General features: G+C 62.6%; 13 protein-coding genes. 6 read left to right on the plus strand and 7 right to left on the minus strand.

Translation table 11 applies throughout. The features are described from left to right. Position 1: 1 nt before the first annotated feature. On the plus strand, positions 2-2248 hold the full coding sequence (locus DOM45_RS08555) for an ATP-binding protein (protein WP_110599487.1): 2247 nt from the start codon (positions 2-4) through the stop codon (positions 2246-2248). Here the strand turns inward: DOM45_RS08555 and DOM45_RS08560 are convergent. From DOM45_RS08560 to DOM45_RS08590, 7 genes are all read right to left on the minus strand, one after another. Continuing rightward, complete coding sequence (locus DOM45_RS08560) at positions 2222-3382, minus strand: EAL domain-containing response regulator (protein WP_110599489.1); 1161 nt, start codon at positions 3380-3382, stop codon at positions 2222-2224. The genes DOM45_RS08555 and DOM45_RS08560 overlap by 27 nt on opposite strands. A gap of 63 nt (positions 3383-3445) precedes the next feature. Beyond that, positions 3446-5113 (minus strand): methyl-accepting chemotaxis protein, encoded by a 1668-nt coding sequence (locus DOM45_RS08565; RefSeq protein WP_110599492.1) that lies wholly within the window; start codon positions 5111-5113, stop codon positions 3446-3448. Between the two features lie 258 nt (positions 5114-5371). Next, positions 5372-5896: a methylated-DNA--[protein]-cysteine S-methyltransferase gene (locus DOM45_RS08570; protein WP_110599494.1), complete on the minus strand. Its 525-nt coding sequence runs from the start codon at positions 5894-5896 to the stop codon at positions 5372-5374. Beyond that, a complete protein-coding gene (locus DOM45_RS08575; RefSeq protein ID WP_110599496.1) occupies positions 5893-7257 on the minus strand; it encodes an AlkA N-terminal domain-containing protein in 1365 nt (454 codons plus the stop codon). Before DOM45_RS08575 ends, DOM45_RS08570 begins: the two co-directional genes overlap by 4 nt. 172 nt (positions 7258-7429) lie before the next feature. After that, positions 7430-9565, minus strand: coding sequence for a YjbH domain-containing protein (locus DOM45_RS08580; protein ID WP_240612335.1), 2136 nt, complete (start codon positions 9563-9565; stop codon positions 7430-7432). A gap of 9 nt (positions 9566-9574) precedes the next feature. Continuing rightward, positions 9575-10411 carry a capsule biosynthesis GfcC family protein gene (locus DOM45_RS08585; RefSeq protein WP_157958374.1) on the minus strand — a complete coding sequence of 279 codons (837 nt, stop codon included), beginning with the start codon at positions 10409-10411 and terminating at the stop codon, positions 9575-9577. Positions 10412-10484: 73 nt separating this feature from the next. Continuing rightward, positions 10485-11168 (minus strand): YjbF family lipoprotein, encoded by a 684-nt coding sequence (locus DOM45_RS08590; RefSeq protein ID WP_110599500.1) that lies wholly within the window; start codon positions 11166-11168, stop codon positions 10485-10487. Between the two features lie 1177 nt (positions 11169-12345). Here DOM45_RS08590 and DOM45_RS08600 point away from each other — a divergent pair. The 5 genes from DOM45_RS08600 (at position 12346) to DOM45_RS08620 (ending at position 18857) form a co-directional block, all read left to right on the plus strand. Then, positions 12346-13530 carry a polysaccharide export protein gene (locus tag DOM45_RS08600; RefSeq protein WP_110600430.1) on the plus strand — a complete coding sequence of 395 codons (1185 nt, stop codon included), beginning with the start codon at positions 12346-12348 and terminating at the stop codon, positions 13528-13530. A 1-nt stretch (position 13531) separates the two neighbouring features. Further along, positions 13532-13969 carry a low molecular weight protein-tyrosine-phosphatase gene (locus DOM45_RS08605; RefSeq protein ID WP_110599504.1) on the plus strand — a complete coding sequence of 146 codons (438 nt, stop codon included), beginning with the start codon at positions 13532-13534 and terminating at the stop codon, positions 13967-13969. A 19-nt stretch (positions 13970-13988) separates the two neighbouring features. Then, positions 13989-16193, plus strand: a complete 2205-nt coding sequence (locus tag DOM45_RS08610; protein WP_110599506.1) for a polysaccharide biosynthesis tyrosine autokinase — start codon at positions 13989-13991, stop codon at positions 16191-16193. A gap of 55 nt (positions 16194-16248) precedes the next feature. Then, positions 16249-17592: a lipopolysaccharide biosynthesis protein gene (locus DOM45_RS08615; RefSeq protein WP_110599508.1), complete on the plus strand. Its 1344-nt coding sequence runs from the start codon at positions 16249-16251 to the stop codon at positions 17590-17592. Positions 17593-17696: 104 nt separating this feature from the next. Then, positions 17697-18857: a hypothetical protein gene (locus tag DOM45_RS08620; protein WP_110599510.1), complete on the plus strand. Its 1161-nt coding sequence runs from the start codon at positions 17697-17699 to the stop codon at positions 18855-18857. Positions 18858-18861: the final 4 nt, after the last annotated feature.

Here is an 18861-nt window from a genome sequence, read left to right on the forward strand (position 1 = left end):
GATGCCGGGCGTAACGGCCAAATCCCTGCTCTCTCGGCGATTCAGGGTCGCGACCTTCGCGGCCGTGCTGTTCTTCTCGTGCACCCTCGTCACCGGCGGGATCATCGTCGCCCGGCAGCACACCGTTGCCGGCCGCCTGCTCGAAAATCTGGTCTGGGCCGCGTACCAGCTCGATCGCGAGGGTCGAGAACTCTCCACAAGATTGTCATCCCTGGCTTCCGAGGCAGAGTGGGAGGCGGTCCAGCTTCGTTTCGAGATCTTCTACAGCCGGCTGACACTCCTGCAACGCGGGGAACTCGGTCGATCGATCGAGGCGGTGAAGGATGCTCGATCGCATCTCGACAAGCTCGCTCGCGAGATCGTGGTGCTGGATCGAACGCTGGCGACCTTGTCGAGCCTGCCGTGGACCGAACGGATTTCCAGACTTCCCGCTCCCCGGCAGCGACTGGAGGTGATCACGTTGTCGACCCAACAGTTACTGGTCGATATCAATGCGAGGGTCTCCTCCGGTCGCCTGATCGAGCGTCGCCAGATGATGCAGCTGTACGGCCTGGCGTTGACGCTGGTCGTATTGGCGATGCTATCGGGTGCCATCCTGATCAGGGCCCTTTTTCGGGAGGCGATGAGTCGCCATCACAAACTGCAGCAGTTGGAAGTCCAGCGTCAGGCGCTGAATGAGGCCGTCGAGCGTGCCGAGCGCGCGAGTCGCAGCAAGTCGGAATTCATGGCGGTCATGAGTCATGAGATTCGCACGCCGCTCAACGGAGTGGTCGGGATGGCGGACTTGCTGTCCACGGAGGTCGTCTCGACGCGGGGACTTCAGTATCTGAAAGCGCTGAAGCAGAGCGCCTCCGGGCTTCAGGTCATCATCAACGACATACTCGACTACTCCAAGCTGGAGAGCGGGAGCCTGGAGCTAGATCGGCACGCTTTCGACTTCCAGGAATTTCTCGATCAGATCTACGAAGAGTACCGACTCTGCGGTACCCGCGTTGCCTTCATCCGGGAGCTTTCACCCCGACTGCCAAGATATGTCGTCGGCGATGTGACCCGGCTACGGCAGGTGTTGATGAATCTGCTCAACAACGCTTTCAAGTTCACCTCCGAAGGCCAGGTCGCCCTGAACGTCTTCAACGACGAGGCGTGCCGAATTCAGTTCGAGGTGTGCGACACGGGCTGCGGTATTCCCGACGATTATCGAGCCCGACTGTTCACTCCCTTCTCGCAGGTCGATGCCTCCATCGCCCGGCGACACGAGGGGACCGGACTGGGACTGGCGATCTGCAAGCGCCTGGTCGATGCCATGGGCGGCGAGATCGGTTTCGCTGGCCGCGAGGGCCATGGCACTCGCTTCTGGGCGAGCATACCGCTGCCGGAGGTTTCCTCCGTGGAGGCGGTGGCCACGTTGCCGATAATGACGGTGCCGGTTCAACGAAGCATTCTCGTCGTCGAGGACAACGCCATCAATCAGCAGGTCGCGCGCGGCATGCTGGAGGCACTGGGCCAGCGCGTCACGATTGTCGAGAACGGCAGTGAGGCGCTGGCCCTGCTGCGGGAACATCGCAAGGCGTTCGATCTGGTTTTGATGGACATGCAGATGCCGGTCCTCGATGGCGTCGAGACTACCCGGCGCTGGCGATCGCAGGAGCCCCGGCCGATCCTGCCGATCGTCGCCATGACCGCGAACGTGATGCCCGAGGATCGGCAGCGCTGCCTTGACAGTGGCATGCAGGGCGTGATCCTCAAGCCTTTCACGCGTCAGGAGCTGCGTCAGGTACTGTTCACGCACCTGGGGTCGACCTGCGGGAGCACCGGCAGCGATGGCGCCACGTTGCCATCCGGGCCGGCTGGAGGCATTGCCGAACCGCCAGCGCTCTTGGACGACGCGGTCTGTCGGGAGTTGCGGGCCTCGCTGTCGAGGGATGCGCTCGAATCGCTCTACCACCGTTTCTTCCTGCGTCTGGAAGACAGGATCGGCGCCTTGAGGTCGGCCATCCGGAATGGCGATGTCGTGATGATCCGTCGGGAAGCGCACTCGTTGAAAGGGGCCGCCGCCGCGCTGGGCTGTCTCGGCCTGGCGGAGCTGGCGGCCGGTTTCGAGGCGTTCACGACGGCAGAAGGTGTGAGTCATGTCGAGAAGCAAGTCGATCGGTTGAACGCCTGCGCCGAGCGCACCCGCCGAGCCATCGCGATCCCGTTGGCAACGGTGCCCCAGGAGGCCTCAGCCCGAGGCGGCGAGCACGCTTGACGAGCGATACCAGGTCTCGAACGCTGATCCCGGCATCGGGCGGCCCAGCCAATACCCCTGAGCGATGTCACAGCCGGCATGGCGCAGGAGTTGATACTGCGTCTGTGTCTCGACGCCCTCGGCCACGACCTTCATGTGCAACCGATGGCCGAGGTCGAGGATCGACAAGGTGATTGCTTCGGCGACAGGGTCCTGGTCGGCGCGGGAGACGAAGCTGCGATCGAGTTTCAGCTCGTCGAAGGCAAGGCGGTGAAGCTGCGTCATCGACGAGTAGCCGGTGCCGAAATCATCCAGCGACAATCGACAGCCACGCTCGCGTAACCCCCGCAGGATATGGGCGGCGTAACTCAGGCACTCGATGCCAGTGGATTCGGTGACTTCCAGCGTGAGGTGACGCAACGGCGCTCCCCGGGCTTCCGCCAGCAGATCGAACGACGCCAATACGTCGGCGGACTGGATCCAGGCCGAGGGTATGTTGACGGCCAGGTTCAGTGTCCAGCCATTGGCGTGCCACCGGGCAAGCTGGTCGAACGCCAGGGTGAGCACTCTCCAGGTCAACTCGACGATGAAGCCATGACGTTCGGCGAGCGGGATGAAAAGATCGGGCGCGATCGTCCCATGATCGCTGGTTTGCCAGCGCAACAGGGCCTCGGCGCCGGTCACGCGCTCCCGGCGCAGATCGAATTTCGGCTGGTAGACCAGGAAGAATTCGTTGCGTGACAGAGCGCGAACCAGATCCTCGATGGCGAATTGTCGTGGGCGTGACGCCAGGGGTTCGAGCAGTTGATCCAGGCCGGTCGGCAAGCGTCGCTTCGGCAGAAATCCCAGCATGCCGAGGCCTTTCTTGCGACCTGCCTGGATGACTCGATCGGCGATATCGTCCGCGCATGCGCTCAACAGCACGATCGAGGCGTCCAGTCGCAGATCCTGAAGATATTGCAGGACATCGAAACCGTCGAATTCGCCAAGTGCGAAGTCCAGCAAAATCAGGTCGACCGCCATTCTCTCGGGCCCGCGAGCCAGCTCGTCGAGGCCGCCCACGGCATCGACCTGATAATCCCGCTGGCTGAGCAGATGCGCGGCCAGGGTGCGGATTTCGTCGTCATCGTCGATGACCAGAGCGCGTCTCGGCATGCTTCTTCCTTGTTGATGGCAGGATCGGTGCGTTCCAGGACGGCGGCCAGGGCCGCCGTGCCCTCAGAACGATTCCCACTCCAGCGCCCGACTGGCCTTCGGTGCAGTGGTGATGGCGTGCCGATTCGGCGTCGCCGGCGTCGTGGGCGCGCTGGACTTGGCCGGTGGTGCGGTCTGGCTGAGCTTGAAACCCGACAGCAGTTCGTCCAGCCGCAGTACCTGGTCGCGCATCTCTGCCGCCGCCGCGCGCGACTGCTCGACCATCGAGGCGTTGTGCTGGGTCATGCTGTCGAGGTCGGAGACGGCCGTATTGACCTGGCCAATGCCGATACTCTGCTCTTTGGTGCCGGCACTGATCTCGTTGATCACATCGTTGACATGCTGAACGCTCTTGACGATGTCCTGCATCGCGCTTCCTGCCCGGTCCACCAGCTCCGCACCGCTGCGCGCGTGGGCGACGGAGGTGTCGATCAGCGTGCGGATCTCGTTGGAGGCCTCGCTGGAGCGACTTGCCAGAACTCTGACTTCCTGAGCGACGACGGCAAAGCCACGACCGTGCTCACCCGCGCGAGCGGCTTCCACCGACGCGTTGAGCGCGAGGATGTTGGTCTGGAAGGCGATGCTGTCGATCATCGCGATGATCTCGCTGATCCGGTTCGATGAATCCCGTATGTCGCCCATGGTAGCGATCACCGCTTGCATCGTGTTCTGACCGGCCCTGGCGTTGTCGACGGTGTCCTGGGTCAATCGAGAGGCTTGCTGAGCCGAATCCGCGGTGTTCTTGACCGTGGCGGAGATCTGCTCCATCGAGGCTGAAGTCTGCTGCAGGTTCGACGCCGACTGCTCGGTACGGGAAGCGAGATCGTCGCTGCTGTGGGCAATTTCGTCAGCCGCGACGCTGACCGAGGCGGTGCTGTTGCGAACGCCCTGCAACAGTTTGTCGATCCGGGCGATGAAATTGTCGAACTGGGTTGCCAGATCGCCGATCTCGTCTCGCCGGCGGCTGGCGATTCGGGCGGTCAAGTCACCGTCGCCCTCCGAGATTTCCCGGATGCGGGCGGTGATCTGGCGAAGCGCTCGGGACATCAGGAGCGGCCCGCCCAGGGCGAGAGAGACCGAGAGCACGAGGACGACGATACCGAACCCGATGATCGCGGTTTCCTGGGTGTCGGCGCGGGAGAGCGCGGCGGACTCCAGCTCGGGAATGAGTTCGAAAGCACGCTGCCCCGCAAGATCGTAGATCAGGCGCAGTTCCTCGAAGGCTGTCAGGGAGTCGCCTTCCAACTGATCGCGTGCCGCCGCGGTGTCGCCATTGGCGTGAAGATCGAAAGTCTTTCGTGAGGCGTCGAGCCAGTTCCGGTATTTGTCATCCACACCGGCGGTCGTCGCGACCACCTCCGGGTAGTCGGCCATCAGGGTCCGGAAATTCGTGATGCGATCCCAGGCCTGGCGGGCGTTTTCACTATGCGCGTCCAACGCCTGTCGGGCGCGCTCGGAGCCTGGTGTCGACCGCAGGAATTCGAGTTCGGCGACTCTGGACTGATAAAGATCGCGGTCGCCGTTCAGGACATCGCCAATCGCGGCATTGAACGTGCCGCCAAACTCCTGCATGCGAGATTTGAGAGATTCTATCAATCGGTAGTCGGCCAGATAGACAATCATCAAGGCGAGAGGGATCAGGAGAAACGCGAGCGTGTACTTGATGCGGATTTGTCGAAAATTGGTCAGCATGGACGTTGCCTCGGTTCGGGGTAGGTAACCGATAAATAAGGCGCTTCTCATGCTTAGTCGACTATGCAACCCGATATGTCACGTTTGTTGACATTGCCGGATTTTCTGAATAGCACTTTCGTCTTGCTGGCGTAAAGAACTATCCAATCCGGCCGATATTGCTGGATTTTACTCCCCTTTTTCGACCACATCTCCATGATGTATTGCGCGGAAAACTCTCCGGATACAGCGTCGGAAACGGTTGGGCAGGTATTGCCATTATGGCTTGGCGAGAGCGGATTCGTGGGTCAATAGCCACTGTTTTCTGGCGACACCTCCCGCATAGCCCGTCAATCTGCCGTTGCTGCCGATCACTCGGTGGCAGGGGACGACGAGAGAGATCGGATTGCGTCCGTTGGCGGCGCCGACCGCTCTGACCGCCGACGGGGCGCCGATCTCCACGGCGATGTCGCGATAACTGCGAGTCTGGCCATAGGGGATTGCCCGAAGCGCCTGCCAGACCCGGGCCTGGAAGTCGGTGCCACGAGGGGCCAGCGGCAGGTCGAATGTCGTCAGCTCCCCCTGGAAGTAGGCCTCCAGTTGCCGCGCGCATTGCGCGGTGACGGCATTGGGGTTGTCGACGTGATCCGGTGTCTTCGAGAAAGCGATCCAGGTCAGGCCCTGCGCGGTGGCGCGAATCTCGATGGGGCCCAGGGGGATCGAGGCCGACGGTTGATAGCGCTGGACGAATTCGTCGTGACGCGTCGGCAGACGGGCGTCGTACTGAGGGAAGTCGGTGTTCATAGGATCTGGTTCCAGAGCTGCATTGTGAGATAGCTGCGCCACGGGGACGCGGAGGCGACATCCACGGGCGTCTCCCGACGAGCGAGCGCGCGGCGCAGACCGACATCGCCGTCCAGCCAGACGTCGGGGTCGCCGTTCCCGCGCATGGCGACCACGTTGGCCGTCCATGGGCCGATGCCCTTGAGCGAGAGCCACTGCCGTGGGTCGTCGCCGATGTCCCCCCGGTCATGGGCGCTCGCCAGCCGCCGGACGGTTTCCCGGCGGCTGGCGGGCAGCTTCAGGAAAGCCAGATCGCTGGCGGCGATGGCGCTGGCGGTAGGGAAGCGCCGGCGTCCGCCGGTTTCGGTCTCCCCGAGGTGGTCGACCAGGCTCTGGATCAGGCGATTGGCGGCGGCGATCGAGATCTGCTGGCCGAGCACGGCACGGATGCCGGCTTCGAAGACGCTCCAGGACCCCGGCAGGCGCAGCCCCTCGGCCAGCGGTAGATCCGGTAGATGCCGCTGGAGGTGGGCTTCGATGGTGGCGGTGTCGGCATCCAGGTCCAGCATCCGCCGGATCTGACCCACGATGGCACTGAGGTCGCCGAGCTCGCTCAGGACCAGCGTGACCACGAACTGGTGGCGTTCTTGGTCGTGCCTGGCCTCGAAGTAGCCGGTGGTCTCCCCCTGTCTCAGGGTCCGCCCTAATGAATGTTCGTCGACCCACTCCAGGCCGTCGATGACGTGAAGCGCATAGAAATGGCGCAGACGCTCCCACTGGTAGGGCGGGCGATAGGCGAGCTTGACGGTCAGGGCGGCGCTGTTGCGCTTGCGCCGTCGGATATCGCTGGGGGCCAGCGCCATCTGTCGTCTGAAGGCGTCGTTGAAACGCCGGAGACTGGAGAAGCCGCTGGCGTGGGCGACATCGATCACCGGCAACGTCGTCTCGTGCAGCAGTTTCTTGGCGAACAGGCACTGGCGGTAGATCGCGTACGCCTTGGGCGATACCCCGAACCGACGCTGGAACAGCTGGCGCAGATAGCGCTCGCCGATGCCCAGCCTGTCGCAAAGCGCCGTGACATTGCCCTGTTGCAGCGCGCCGGCATCGATCAGACGAATGGCCCGCGCCAGCGTGGTCTGAGGCCCCTGCCAGGCGGGAGAGTCCGGTGCACTGTCCGGACGGCAGCGCAGGCAGGGGCGAAAACCGGCGCGGGCAGCGGCGACCGCCGACTCGAAGTAGCGAACGTGGCGCTCCTGCGGGAGGGTCGCCGGGCAGATCGGGCGGCAGAAGATCCCGGTGGTTTCCACCGCAATGAAGAAGCGACCGTCGAAGCGGGCGTCTCGGGCCAGGCGGGCACTGCGGCACTGCTGAGGGTCGAGCATGAGGGCGTGTCCTGATCATCGTCTCGGCCTCATTGTAGCGGGACGAGTCGGCGGGACCGGCCGGATCCGGCACTCAATGATTGCCACGGCGAGGATATCGGATCGTCGGATCGAGGCAAGAACGGCGCCCGTGAGGCGCCGTTCGAGAGCGAGGCTGGCAGGTCGCCCGCCGCTACTCCCAGAGCTTGTCGTAGTCATTCCAGTAGTGACCCATGTCGCGATCCTGGGTCAGGCCATAGAGCGTGTAGCGGCGGGCGAGACGGGCGCCGCCATCGCGGGTCAGCGGCTGCCAGGCGATGGTCGTGCTGCTGCGGCTCGATTCCGAGAAGAAGACATCTAGCGGGATCGAGACGTAGAGCCCCTTGTCGAAACTGCCTTCGCCGTAGTCGTCGCCGGCGTCCGTCAGCGTTGCCCAGGCACCGATCCGCACCCCGGAATCGAACTGGCGGGAAAGATCGAATGTTGCGCCGAGGTCCTTGGCCAGATAGCGACCCACGCTGACCTGAGCGAGAACATCCTCGATGCCGGTCTCGATATAGGCGGTGGCGTGACCGGTCCAGGTGTCGTAGTCGCGCATGTCGAAGCGCTGGTCGAAATCCCGCTGCTTGACCCAGTTGAGGTCGACGCCGAACGCCACCGGGCTGTTGAAGGGGCGATAGAGCACTTCGCCACCGGCGCCGGCATACATCATCTCGAGCAGACCGCCGTAGGCCATACCGTACCAGTCCTGGCCGAATCGCAGGGTGCGGGTGTACTGCAGGTTGTAGATACCGAGACTGGTTTCATCCAGATAGCTGTTGATGTTGGTGCGAACGCGAGGCAGCCTCGAATTGGCGACGTAGTCGAAGTCATCGAAATTGTCCGCCAGGTTCAGGGCGGCGCGGCCGCTGAACCAGCCGTTGGGGTCGGTGCGGTATTCGGCGTCGAGCTTGGCATAGATCTGATAGAGGTAGCCGTCGGGACCTCCCAGGTTCTGATTCAAGCCCGGCGACAGGCTCCAGGTGAACTGATCGAGATCGTTCTGATAGAGCAGCTCGCCGGCGGGAGGGGTGTCGCCGGGTTGCGTCAATGCCGAGGCGTACAGACCGTAGCGATACTGCTGGTCATAGGCCGTGGAACCGGCTGCGTCGAGATAGGCCTGGCGATCATGGACATCGTCGCGCAGTCCCATGCCGACAGTCTGCCAGCGGTAGCGGTACGTGCCGATATCTTCCGCGGTATGGTTGTTGAGGATGCGATTGGCGCGGCCTTCGCTCTCCAGCATCGAGCGATACTTTGTCGCCTCGGCCTCGACGATCAACTCGTCGTCGTCGCGGGTGATACGCCGCACGCGCATCCCGGCATTGGCCTGCAGTTCCGAACTGACGGCTTGCCAGTCCTGTGCGGTCCGCTCCGGTGCCGCCTGGATCGGTACCGGGCGCGGATCGTCGGTCTTGGGTTGGGCAAGGCCGGCGAGATTGCCTCGGAAGGTGATACCGAACATGGCGGTGTCGCCGCGCTCCCATCCGGCGCTCAACGAGACGTTGTCGTTGAGGCTCAGGCGGGCCCCGAGATTGAGCGGAGAGGATTGCGCCAGGGTGGTCTCGAACGGTTCGCTCCGGTAGTCGTTGCCATCGTATTCGAGCTGGAGGGTCAGCGGCTCCCAGCCGGTCTGGTATTCGATGCCGCCGAACAGCCCGACGTCGCCGCTGAAGATGTCGCCGAACTCGAAGTCGCCGGCTTCATCGGGGTTCTCCGTGGAGCGCTCGTCGAATCGATCCGATACCGCCCCCAGCGGATTGCCGATGCCGCCACCATTGGCCAGATAGCCCCAGCCCAGCCCGAGCGTGAAATCGAAGTCGTACCAGCGTTTGCTGGCGACCAGGTACTCGCTGCCGAAGAGGCCGGTACCGCCGAAGTCGCGGAAGCCCAGCGCCACGGCTGGCGTGTTGCGGTCCTCCTCGAGTAACCGCAACTTGAAGTCGATCCCTTTGTCCAGGTAGGCGCGCCCGGGATCGCTGGAGGCCGGGTAGTCCTGGTTGGTGATCGCCGTGTAGCGAAAGCCGGCCTCCAGCCAGTCCATCGGCTGAAAGCTGATGTTGTAGCGGAGGTAGGGCGACACATGGCTGTGATTGAGGGAGATGTCCCCCAAGGGTGCCATGCGTGCCGTCGGCGTCTGCATCAGCCCGACGCCGCCGAAATCGGTACGGGCCTGCCCCAGGTCTGCCTGCACGATGGGGGCGTGCGCCATCAGCATCGGGAGCGAGACTCCCATGACCGGGGTGAAAAGGCGCAGCTGCGTCCAACGGCGATCTGCGAATGTCGTCATGAGCATGGCTTATTGATAGAGATGGGCTGGATCGAGCGTGATGCATTCGTCGCCGGGCATGCGTGTGGCCAGAAACTGGGGTAGGGCCATATCGACCCACTGGGCGCCGACCGAGTCCAGGGGCAGGGGGACCACCACGCGGGTGCCGGGGACCAGCGGTGCTCGCTGGTGATTCCAGGCGGCGATGCCCAGTCGATGAATCTCGCCCTGGGGACTTACCAGTTGCAGTGTATCGGCACCGATATAGGCGTTCTCGTCGAGTCGGGCGAGCAACGTATCGGTGGTCATGCCCGGCTCCCACGCCAGCCTGGTGATGCCCTGGGGTGTCCAGGCCTCGATCCATTCGGGGGTCTGGCACCAGCCCAGCGCGTCGACATCCTCGAGTCGGGGCACCTGACGCAGATGCGCCATCAGCCAGGTCGGATCGACTCGCCCCGGTATCCGCCCCTTGTCCAGTTTGGCGAGCGCCTCGCGCCACGCCTCGAGGCCGTCACCGACCCTGGGTGCGCCCAGTAACCGGGCTTGCATGGCAAGGCCCTCGAGTTCGGCGTCCAGGCGGCGTTGGCGCTGACGCTCCTCGGCCGTGGCGTCATCTCGAGCCACGAAGGCGCGCGACCAGTTGACCGTGGTCTCCCGTTCCACGGTCAACCAGGCATCCAGCAGCGACGGGGAAGGCGACGGTGGCCGACGTCCCTCGATATCGATGGTGAAGGTCGAGGTCGGTTCGCTGTCGTCCTGGGCGCCGGCGTTACCGGCCAGACTGAGAGCGCACAGTGCGATGGCGATCCAGTAACGCGTGGTGCGCCATGGCTGGCGCCGATGATACGGGAAACGGGGGGTCACCATGTGTCGATCTCGTCCTTGCTGCGCTTCACGAAAATCCCTGTCTCGCTCTCGCCGAGGGGCGACGCTACCTGGGTCACCAAGGGCGGGCGACCTGCCAGTCGAATATCGGCGCGCCGGGCCATGGTTGGGTTTCGACCGCCCATAGTCGGCCATCTTCCGGCGCTCGCCAGAGTGTGCCGTGAGTGACGTTGCCATCCTCCCAGTTCACGGTTTCATGGCAGACCTGCAACGCTCGCGACATCAACGGCAGTTCGACCTGGGAAGGTGCCGCGTCACAGTCGAGCAGGGCGGTCGCCTGGCCGTGGTGCAGGTCGCCGTCCGCCGTCTGCCACTCCCGCGTGAGGCGATAGGCGATCGAGGAGGAACTTCCTCTCCAAGGACTTTCGTCGACGATCTCGCCTTCCTCGCCAGTGATGCTGGTGTCGATCAAGTTCTGCTCGAGACCGGCGCTGCTGTGCAGGTAGCCATCCTTCAGGGCGACGGTGGCCGAGTCGCGGAACTGCCAGTAGGTCATGTCTCTAACCTGACTCGCCAGGATCACCAGTCCGCCATGCCCCTCGACGTGAAAGTCGAGCGAGGCGTAGGAAGTGGCGGCGGCCTGGTCGGACACGTCGCCGCTGGCGGAACCCGGAACCAGGCCATCAAGGGCGCGCCCACTGCCCAGGGAGCAGCCGGAGAGGAGGAGGCTGGCCATGGCGAGACAAAAGAAGACCGCCCGAGGGCGGTCTTCCAGGCGGTAATGACGTGCTGCTGTCATTACCGGGTCCCGGTCGTACCGGTGGTGCCGGTCGTTCCGGTAGTGCCGTCACTGCCCCCTGCTGCGGCCAGCGCACCGACCGACGACGCCGCAGTGCTGGTGCCGACAGACGAGGCTGTCGATGCACTAGCGGCGGTGCCGGCTCCGGCGGCGCTGCCCGTTGCGACTTCCTGGGCGACGGCGAGTGAAGAGACAGCCATTAACGCGACTGCCATTATGGCCAGTTTCTTCATAAGTACCTCCTAACGTGTTGGTTAAACCAACGATGTGGTCCGAGGACCATCTGTATTCTTACCAATATCACGTATCTGAGCAATTATAACTTTCAACTTTCTGGCGTTGTAGTGTGTCAAAACAAAGACACCCGGCGCGCTGCACTGAATGGCATCAAGTATAGTTAGTCATCTCCATTATGGTGCAAGCGTCGCGAGATAAAGCAACAAAATTATCATGTGTTTTTATGAAACTTTGATTGTATTTAGTGTGATCGCCAAGTTTAATTTGTCTAAAAATGGAGACAGTTGGCTCGTTTGCGAGCTTGATGAAGTGCAGAAATTGGCCGATCGCCGGGAAAAAGCGCACGGCGCATCGCGCCTCTCTTGAGCCGAAAGCCGGTGCTGCAAGGTGGTTTCGTACTTTTCTTTCTATAAGTCATTGAAAAGCAAAGGTGGGTGTTTTCAGGATTCGGTATTGTTTCGATAGGTTTCCTGTGTCACTTGGCGTGTATTTCAAGACCTGAATGGTAATTTTCCGCTTTTACCGATACTTACGACTGTCGCGAATTCGTCACACCGGATCGTTATCAGTAGTGGCCGGATCCATGTGGATTCGTGGGATTCTTGGTTCTTGCACACTCTACGGCGCGGTTTTGTAACTCAAAGGTTAGGTATGTTGTTTGCTTTGAAAAGCTGGCACGTTATTGGCATTGGTTGATTTGCGAGGAGGCTGCGTCAAGGATTGCTCGACTTTCAATGTTGCGCATCGGTGATCGGCAGGCGTCGATGATGCGCGATTTTTTTCTATGGAAAACTCGACACGATAATCAGGGCTTCGGGGAATGCCGTTAAAATCCCGGGGCGGTAGCGTGTTTAAAAATTATTTTAAAAGCGGATGTCATTCACGGGTCATAGTAGTCAGGGCTTTATATGGACGAAATAAAGGGTGTTCGACAGGGATGATGAAAATTCGCGAAGGTTGCCGTCGCTCTATTTTCCGAGGGTGTTTGCCCGTGTTGGCGTTATCGCTGGTCGTTAGCGCCTCCGGCTGCGCCTTTGCGCCCGGGGGGCACATCGACTACGACACGGATTCCGCCCCTATCGATGATCTGGTCGATGTGGAGCCGATCACGCTGGGCCTGGTCCGGACACAGCAGGCGATGACGTCACTTCGGGGTGGGGGCGGCGACAAGGCCGACCTCCAGCGGGTGACGGCCGCTTCCCATGGTGACCCGGCGCTGGATGAGCGCTACGAGTATCACATCGGCATCGGTGACGTGCTGTCGATCATCGTCTACGACCACCCGGAGTTGACCATACCTGCCGGGAGCGAGCGGCCGACGGAGGACACGGGCAATACGGTCTACAGCGACGGCACGATCTTCTATCCCTATGTCGGACGTATCCAGGTGGCCGGCCGCACGGTAGAGGATGTCCGCTCCCAGCTTCAGCGCCGCCTGGCGACCTACGTCACCGAACCCCAGGTCGACGTCAAGGTCGTGGGCTTCAATTCTCAGAAGGTGTACGTCACCGGGCAGGTCGAGAATCCCGGGGTGATGCCCATCACCAACGTTCCGATGACGGTGCTGGATGCGATCAATCTCGGTGGTGGGCTCAATGGGGATGCCAACTGGCACGACGTGGTGCTGTCGAGAGGCAGCGTCGAAACGCATATCGACGTCTATTCGATGCTCCAGAATGGCGATATGCGCCAGAACCAGCTGCTTCGGGACGGGGATGTACTCCATGTATCCGATATCGGCAGCCAGAAGGTCTTCGTCATGGGCGAAGTGATGGACCCGGTGACGCTGCCGATGGGGAATTCGCGCCTCTCGCTGACCGATGCGCTGTCCCAGGCAGGCGGAATGGACGAGACCCAGGCCAACGCAAAGGGCATTTTCGTGATCCGTCAATCCACGCCGGACAGTGGCAAGCTGGCCACGGTCTATCAGCTCGACGCACGCAATGCGACGGCGCTGGTGCTCGGGGCGCAGTTCATGCTGCAGCCCACCGATATCGTCTATGTCACCGCCGCGCCGCTGAGTCGTTGGAATCGGGTCATCAATCAGCTGACGCCGACGATCAGCTCCGTCTATCAGGTGACGCGAGCCACGCGTGACTTCGACGAACTTCGCGACGGCAACTGACATGTTCGATCGAATACTGGTGTTGTGCACCGGCAATATCTGCCGCAGCCCGGTGGCCGAGGCGCTCCTGAGGCAGCGATTCCCCGGCAGGCGGATCGACTCCGCGGGGCTGGGGGCGCTGGTCGGCGAGGGCGCGGAGCCCACCGCCCGGGAGCTGGCGGAGCGGGAAGGGCTGGATCTGTCCGCCCATGTCGCGCGGCAGGTCGATGTCGGCATGTTGCAGTCCGCCGACCTGATCCTGGTGATGTCCGATGGTCAGCGTCGGGCGGTGACGGAGCTTTATCCTGCCGCCAGTGGCAAGACGATGCTGGTCACTCGCTGGACCGGGGAGGGCGAGGTCCCCGATCCCTATCGCAAGAGTCGGAGCGCTTTCGAACACGTTCATCGTTTGCTGACACAAGCTGCAGATGCCTGGGTAGGCAAGTTGCCGGATCGCTGAAAGGATGCAAAAACCCCACATGACCACAAGCAACACATCGACGACATCGACAGCGAGTAACCACGAAGAGATAGACATTCGTCGGCTGCTGGGGATCTTGCTGGATCACAAGAAATGGGTGATGGCGAGCGTTCTGGGCTTCGCGTTGATCGGCATCCTGTATGCCAGCCTGGCGACACCCATCTATCGAGCCGACGCCCTGGTGCAGATCGAGAGTGACTCGCCGGGCAACAATCCGCTCCAAGAGGTTTCGAGCTTGCTGGGCGAGAAGCCGCCGACGCTTTCGGAGATCGAGATCATCCGGTCGCGGATGGTGCTGGGCCAGGCGGTCGACCTGCTCAATCTCGACATCAACGTGGCGCCGGTTACCCTGCCGATCATCGGGGCCTTCCTGGAGCGTCAAGGCGTCGGGCGACCCGGGTTCGCCAACGGTTGGGGCTATGCGTTCAGCGGCGAGACCATCGCCGTCAGCGAGATGCCGATGGCCGATGCCTATCTCGGCAAGACGTTCACCCTGGAGGTCGAGGACAGTTACACCTACCGTCTGCGGGATGCCGACGGGGAATCGCTGGGGTCGGGCAAGGTCGGGCAGTTGAGTACCTTCCTGAACGGTGACGTGGCCATGCGGGTCACCTCGATCCAGGCGCCAGCCGGTGCCGAGTTCACCGTCCAGCACGTGCCTCGACTGGCAGCCATCAATGGCTTGCGGGGGCGCTTCGAGGTCGGGGAGGCGGGCAGCGAGACGGGGATTCTCAGTTGGAGCCTGACCGGTCCGGATCCGGATGCCGCCAAGAAGACACTCAATACGATCGCCGACATCTACTACTCGCAGAACGTTCAACGGCAATCGGAAGAGGCGCGCAAGAGCCTGGAGTTCCTGAACACTCAGGTGCCGCAGATCCGTAGCCAGTTGAACGAATCGGAGGAGAAGCTCAACGAGTATCGCGAGTCCAAGGATAGCGTCGACCTCTCGCTGGAGACGAAATCGGTCCTCGAGCGGATCGTGAATCTGGAGTCCCAGTTGAATGAACTGGAGATGAGCGAGGCGGAGATCTCGCAGCGCTTCACCAAGAGCCATCCGACCTATCAGGCGCTGCTGGAGAAGAAGGCGCAGCTCCAGCGCGAGCGGGACAATCTCGACAAGCAGGTCAAGGGGTTGCCGGAGACGCAGCAGGAGATATTGCGGCTGCAGCGGGACGTCGAGGTGACCAACGAGATCTACGTGCAACTGCTCAACAAGGTGCAGGAGACCAAGATCGCCGAGGCCAGCACGGTGGGTAACGTGCGGATTCTGGATGGCGCCGAAGTCCTGCCGGCCCCGGTGGCACCGAACAAGCCGCTGCTGGTCGCTGTCGCCATCATCGTCGGCCTGATCGTCGGGGTTGCCGCCGTCTTCCTCAGGGCGCTGTTCAACCGCGGTATCGAAACCCAGGAGCAGATCGAGGATCTGGGGCTGCCGGTCTACGCCACCATTCCGCTATCGGACGAGCAGGGCAAGCTGAATCGACGCGTGAAGCGCTCCGGCAAGGAGTACGCCCGCAGCTATCCCAGCGGTCTGCTGGCCGCCCGCAATCCTGCCGATGTCTCGGTCGAGGCGCTGCGCGGGCTGCGGACCAGTCTTCACTTCGCCATGCTCGAGGCGGGCAACAATCGGCTGATGATCACCGGGCCCAGCCCAGGCGTGGGCAAGAGCTTCGTCAGCGTCAACCTGGCGACGGTGTGTGCCCAGGCGGGGCAGCGCGTGCTCGTCGTCGACGCCGACATGCGCAAGGGGCAGATCCACAGCGCCTTCGGTGCCGCTTCCGAGAACGGGCTGAGCGACGTGCTGTCCGGCAAGCAGGGGCTCGAGGAGGTGATTCGACCGGTCGACAAGGTCGACAATCTCTATTACGTCGCCCGTGGCATGGCGCCGCCGAATCCTTCCGAACTGCTGATGACGTCGCGCTTCAGCGACTTCCTGGCCCAGGTCAGCGAACGCTTCGACCTGATCATCGTCGACTCCCCGCCGATTCTCGCGGTGACCGACGCGGCCATCATCGGCAAGCAGATGGGCACCACGCTGATGCTCGCCCGTTTCCAGACCAACCCGGTCAAGGAGCTGGAGTTGGCCATCAGCCGGCTGAGGACCGCGGGCGTCGAGCCGCGCGGAGCCATCTTCAATGCCGTGGAGCGCAAGGCCGCCACCGAGTACGGCTACGGCTACTACCACTACAGCTACAAATGATGGCTACCCGACCGTTCGAATCCAGGCGGATTGATCCGACTCCAGGACTATCCTCATGACGCTTTCTCTGCTGGGCGGCAGACACGCCCGGATCGTTTCGCGGTTGCGTGGCGAGCTGTTCGTCAACCTCTGTCGCACCTTCGCCGCCCGGGGCATCGCCGCGCTGGGGACGATCCTGCTGGGTGTCGTCCTGGGGCGCCTCTACGGGGCCCAGGGAGTCGGGGTCTTCGCGCTGGCCCAGAGCGTCATCTTCGGTGCAGGCATCATCGCCTGTTACGGCCTCAACGGGTCGCTGATGCGCTACATCAGCCAGGACAACGCCAGCCCTTACCTCATGCGCTACCTGCGCTGGGCACTGGTGCGGGCGGGCTGGCTGAGCCTGCTCCTGGGGGGCGGGATCGGCCTACTGCACCGCCAGATCGCCGAGGCCTTCGGTTCGCCCGAGCTCTCGTCGCTGCTGATCAGCATCGCGGTGGCGACGCCGGCCTTCACGCTCTCGTTCGTGCTGGCGGGGTTCCTGAAAGGCGTCCACATGCCGGCCAGGGCGAGCCTGCAGGAGAACGGCTCGATATCGCTGCTGGCCGCGCTCTGCATCCTGGCCACGGTTGTCGTCACCGACTCCCGCTCGCTGCCGCAGGCCGGTTGGGCATTCTGCCTGTCGGCCTGGCTGGTATGCCTGCAGGGGGCTCTCCAGATGGTGCTGTGGTTGCGCCGTCATCCCGCGGTGCGGCACGCCGACGGGGAGGATGCCGAGGCGCCGCCTGGCCGCGCTGAGTTCTTCGCCACCGCGCAGAGTTTCATCGTGCTCAACCTGTCGATGTTTCTCCAGCAGGTAGTGGCGATGCTGATTGCCGGGGCGCTGCTGAGTCACGCCGATCTGGGGCTGTTCAAGTCCGCCGAGCGGGTCGGCATGGTCATCAGCTTCATTCTGCTGGTCATCAATGCGGTCTTCCCGCCGCGCTTCGCGCAGCTGTTCCATCGTGGCGAGCACGAGGCGCTGGGACGACTGGCCCGCCAGAGCTCGATGGTCGCGGCGGGCATGGCAACGCCGCTGGCGATCGTCTGCTTGCTCTTCCCTGAGTGGGTGCTGGGCTGGTTCGGGCCGGAGTTCCGCGAGGCGGCGAGCCTGTTGCGTATCGTCGTGGTCGGCCATCTCGTCAATGTGTCGTTCGGCTCGGTGGGTTTCCTGCTGACGATGACGGGGCGGGAGAAGGTGATGCGCAATATCTCGCTGGTCTGCAGCGCTCTGGGGCTGCTGGCGTTCGTGGTGCTGATTCCGCTGTGGGGGGCCGTCGGTGCCGCAATCTCCCTCGCCATGGTGCTGGGGATGCAGAACCTGGTCGCGGCATGTTTCGTCTGGCGTCGGATGGGCATCGTCATGCTGCCGATCCGGCGCTGAACCACCGCGGATGCCGGGGGCGGACAGTCTCCGGCTCGGCACCCTACCTTGATCGAAATCGCAGGCCACGGATTGCCGTCGGCGGTTAATGGATAGCGAGAGACATGCTGGTAATCAACGCCAAACGGCTGTTCGTGGCGATGGCGATCGTTTTCGCCATCGCGCTACCGAAATCGGGGGTCGCCGTGGGCGGCATCCCCCTCAATACCATCTATCTGCTGATCTGCTTCTCGTTCCCGATCCTGTTCATCAAGGCGATCCTGGGGACGGGCCAACTGGGCCGCCAGGATCGCTACTCGATCTACATCTGGTTGCTGATGCCGTTCTGGGCGTTGTTCCTGACGGTGACGCTACTCAATGGCATTGCCAGCGTCGGGATCTACTTCGGCTACATCATGGCGCTGATCGTGGTGCCGATCTTCTTCTACGTATGGTCGAAACGGCTGTCGGCGGAGAATGTACGCTATCTGCTGGTCTGCCTGCGCAACTGCACTCGGTTCGCGGTCGCCTTCGGTCTCTTTCTTTTCGTTCTCAAGATCGGAACCGGGCAATATTTCTCCATCCCCGCACTGACCACGACCTTCGGTGCCGAGCGGACGCTCGAGGCCCGGATGAACGACCGCGGCGGAATCTACAAGCTGTTCTCGACCTACAACAACGGCAATATCTACGCGGTCTGCATGATCATGCTGCTGCCGGTCTACGCCGTCATCGAGAAGAACCGGTTGTGGCTCCTGGCGCTGATGCTGACGATCATGTTGACGCTGTCGCGCACCGCCTGGGCACTGTTGCTGATCTACTGCGCGTTCGAGTACCTGATCTTCAACAAGGCGATATCGGTCAAGAAACTGATCGTGATCTGTCTGGCAGTGTGCCTGGTGGTGCCGGGCATCATCGGATTGCTGGGCATGATGGGCAAGGACGTCACGTTCCTCTTCGACAGCAATCTGGGCGGCCGGGCGGCTTATCTGGAGTACTTCTTCGATGCCGGTCTGATCTCCAGTACGCCGATCTACTGGTCCTACGAGATCCCCTACGTCTCCATCGCGGAGTTCGTCGGCCTGATTGGATTGGTCCCCTTTCTGATGTTCTTCGCCAACATCGTGATGGCGCGGAGCCTCTTCGACGCGACCCGGCCGATCAGTCGCGCCGCTTCGATCGGATGCGTGATGTATTGGGTGGCGACGTTCTCCGATGCCGCGCTGGTGCTGGTTCCCACCTTCATCATCTATTGCCTGCTGGTGATGCTCTCTTTCAGCGAGTGAATTC

Origin of the sequence: Salinicola lusitanus (genome assembly GCF_003206045.1) — a bacterium.
Taxonomy (GTDB): domain Bacteria; phylum Pseudomonadota; class Gammaproteobacteria; order Pseudomonadales; family Halomonadaceae; genus Salinicola; species Salinicola lusitanus.

Excerpts from the sequence above, each read along its gene's own strand:
- DOM45_RS08565 (WP_110599492.1), bottom strand. The coding sequence starts at position 5,113 with ATGCTGACCAATTTTCGACAAATCCGCATCAAGTACACGCTCGCGTTT.
- DOM45_RS08620 (WP_110599510.1), top strand. The coding sequence starts at position 17,697 with ATGCTGGTAATCAACGCCAAACGGCTGTTCGTGGCGATGGCGATCGTT.
- DOM45_RS08610 (WP_110599506.1), top strand. The coding sequence starts at position 13,989 with ATGACCACAAGCAACACATCGACGACATCGACAGCGAGTAACCACGAA.
- DOM45_RS08590 (WP_110599500.1), bottom strand. The coding sequence starts at position 11,168 with ATGACAGCAGCACGTCATTACCGCCTGGAAGACCGCCCTCGGGCGGTC.
- DOM45_RS08555 (WP_110599487.1), top strand. The coding sequence starts at position 2 with ATGCCGGGCGTAACGGCCAAATCCCTGCTCTCTCGGCGATTCAGGGTC.
- DOM45_RS08605 (WP_110599504.1), top strand. The coding sequence starts at position 13,532 with ATGTTCGATCGAATACTGGTGTTGTGCACCGGCAATATCTGCCGCAGC.
- DOM45_RS08580 (WP_240612335.1), bottom strand. The coding sequence starts at position 9,565 with ATGACGACATTCGCAGATCGCCGTTGGACGCAGCTGCGCCTTTTCACC.
- DOM45_RS08600 (WP_110600430.1), top strand. The coding sequence starts at position 12,346 with ATGAAAATTCGCGAAGGTTGCCGTCGCTCTATTTTCCGAGGGTGTTTG.
- DOM45_RS08575 (WP_110599496.1), bottom strand. The coding sequence starts at position 7,257 with ATGCTCGACCCTCAGCAGTGCCGCAGTGCCCGCCTGGCCCGAGACGCC.
- DOM45_RS08570 (WP_110599494.1), bottom strand. The coding sequence starts at position 5,896 with ATGAACACCGACTTCCCTCAGTACGACGCCCGTCTGCCGACGCGTCAC.
- DOM45_RS08560 (WP_110599489.1), bottom strand. The coding sequence starts at position 3,382 with ATGCCGAGACGCGCTCTGGTCATCGACGATGACGACGAAATCCGCACC.
- DOM45_RS08585 (WP_157958374.1), bottom strand. The coding sequence starts at position 10,411 with ATGGTGACCCCCCGTTTCCCGTATCATCGGCGCCAGCCATGGCGCACC.
- DOM45_RS08615 (WP_110599508.1), top strand. The coding sequence starts at position 16,249 with ATGACGCTTTCTCTGCTGGGCGGCAGACACGCCCGGATCGTTTCGCGG.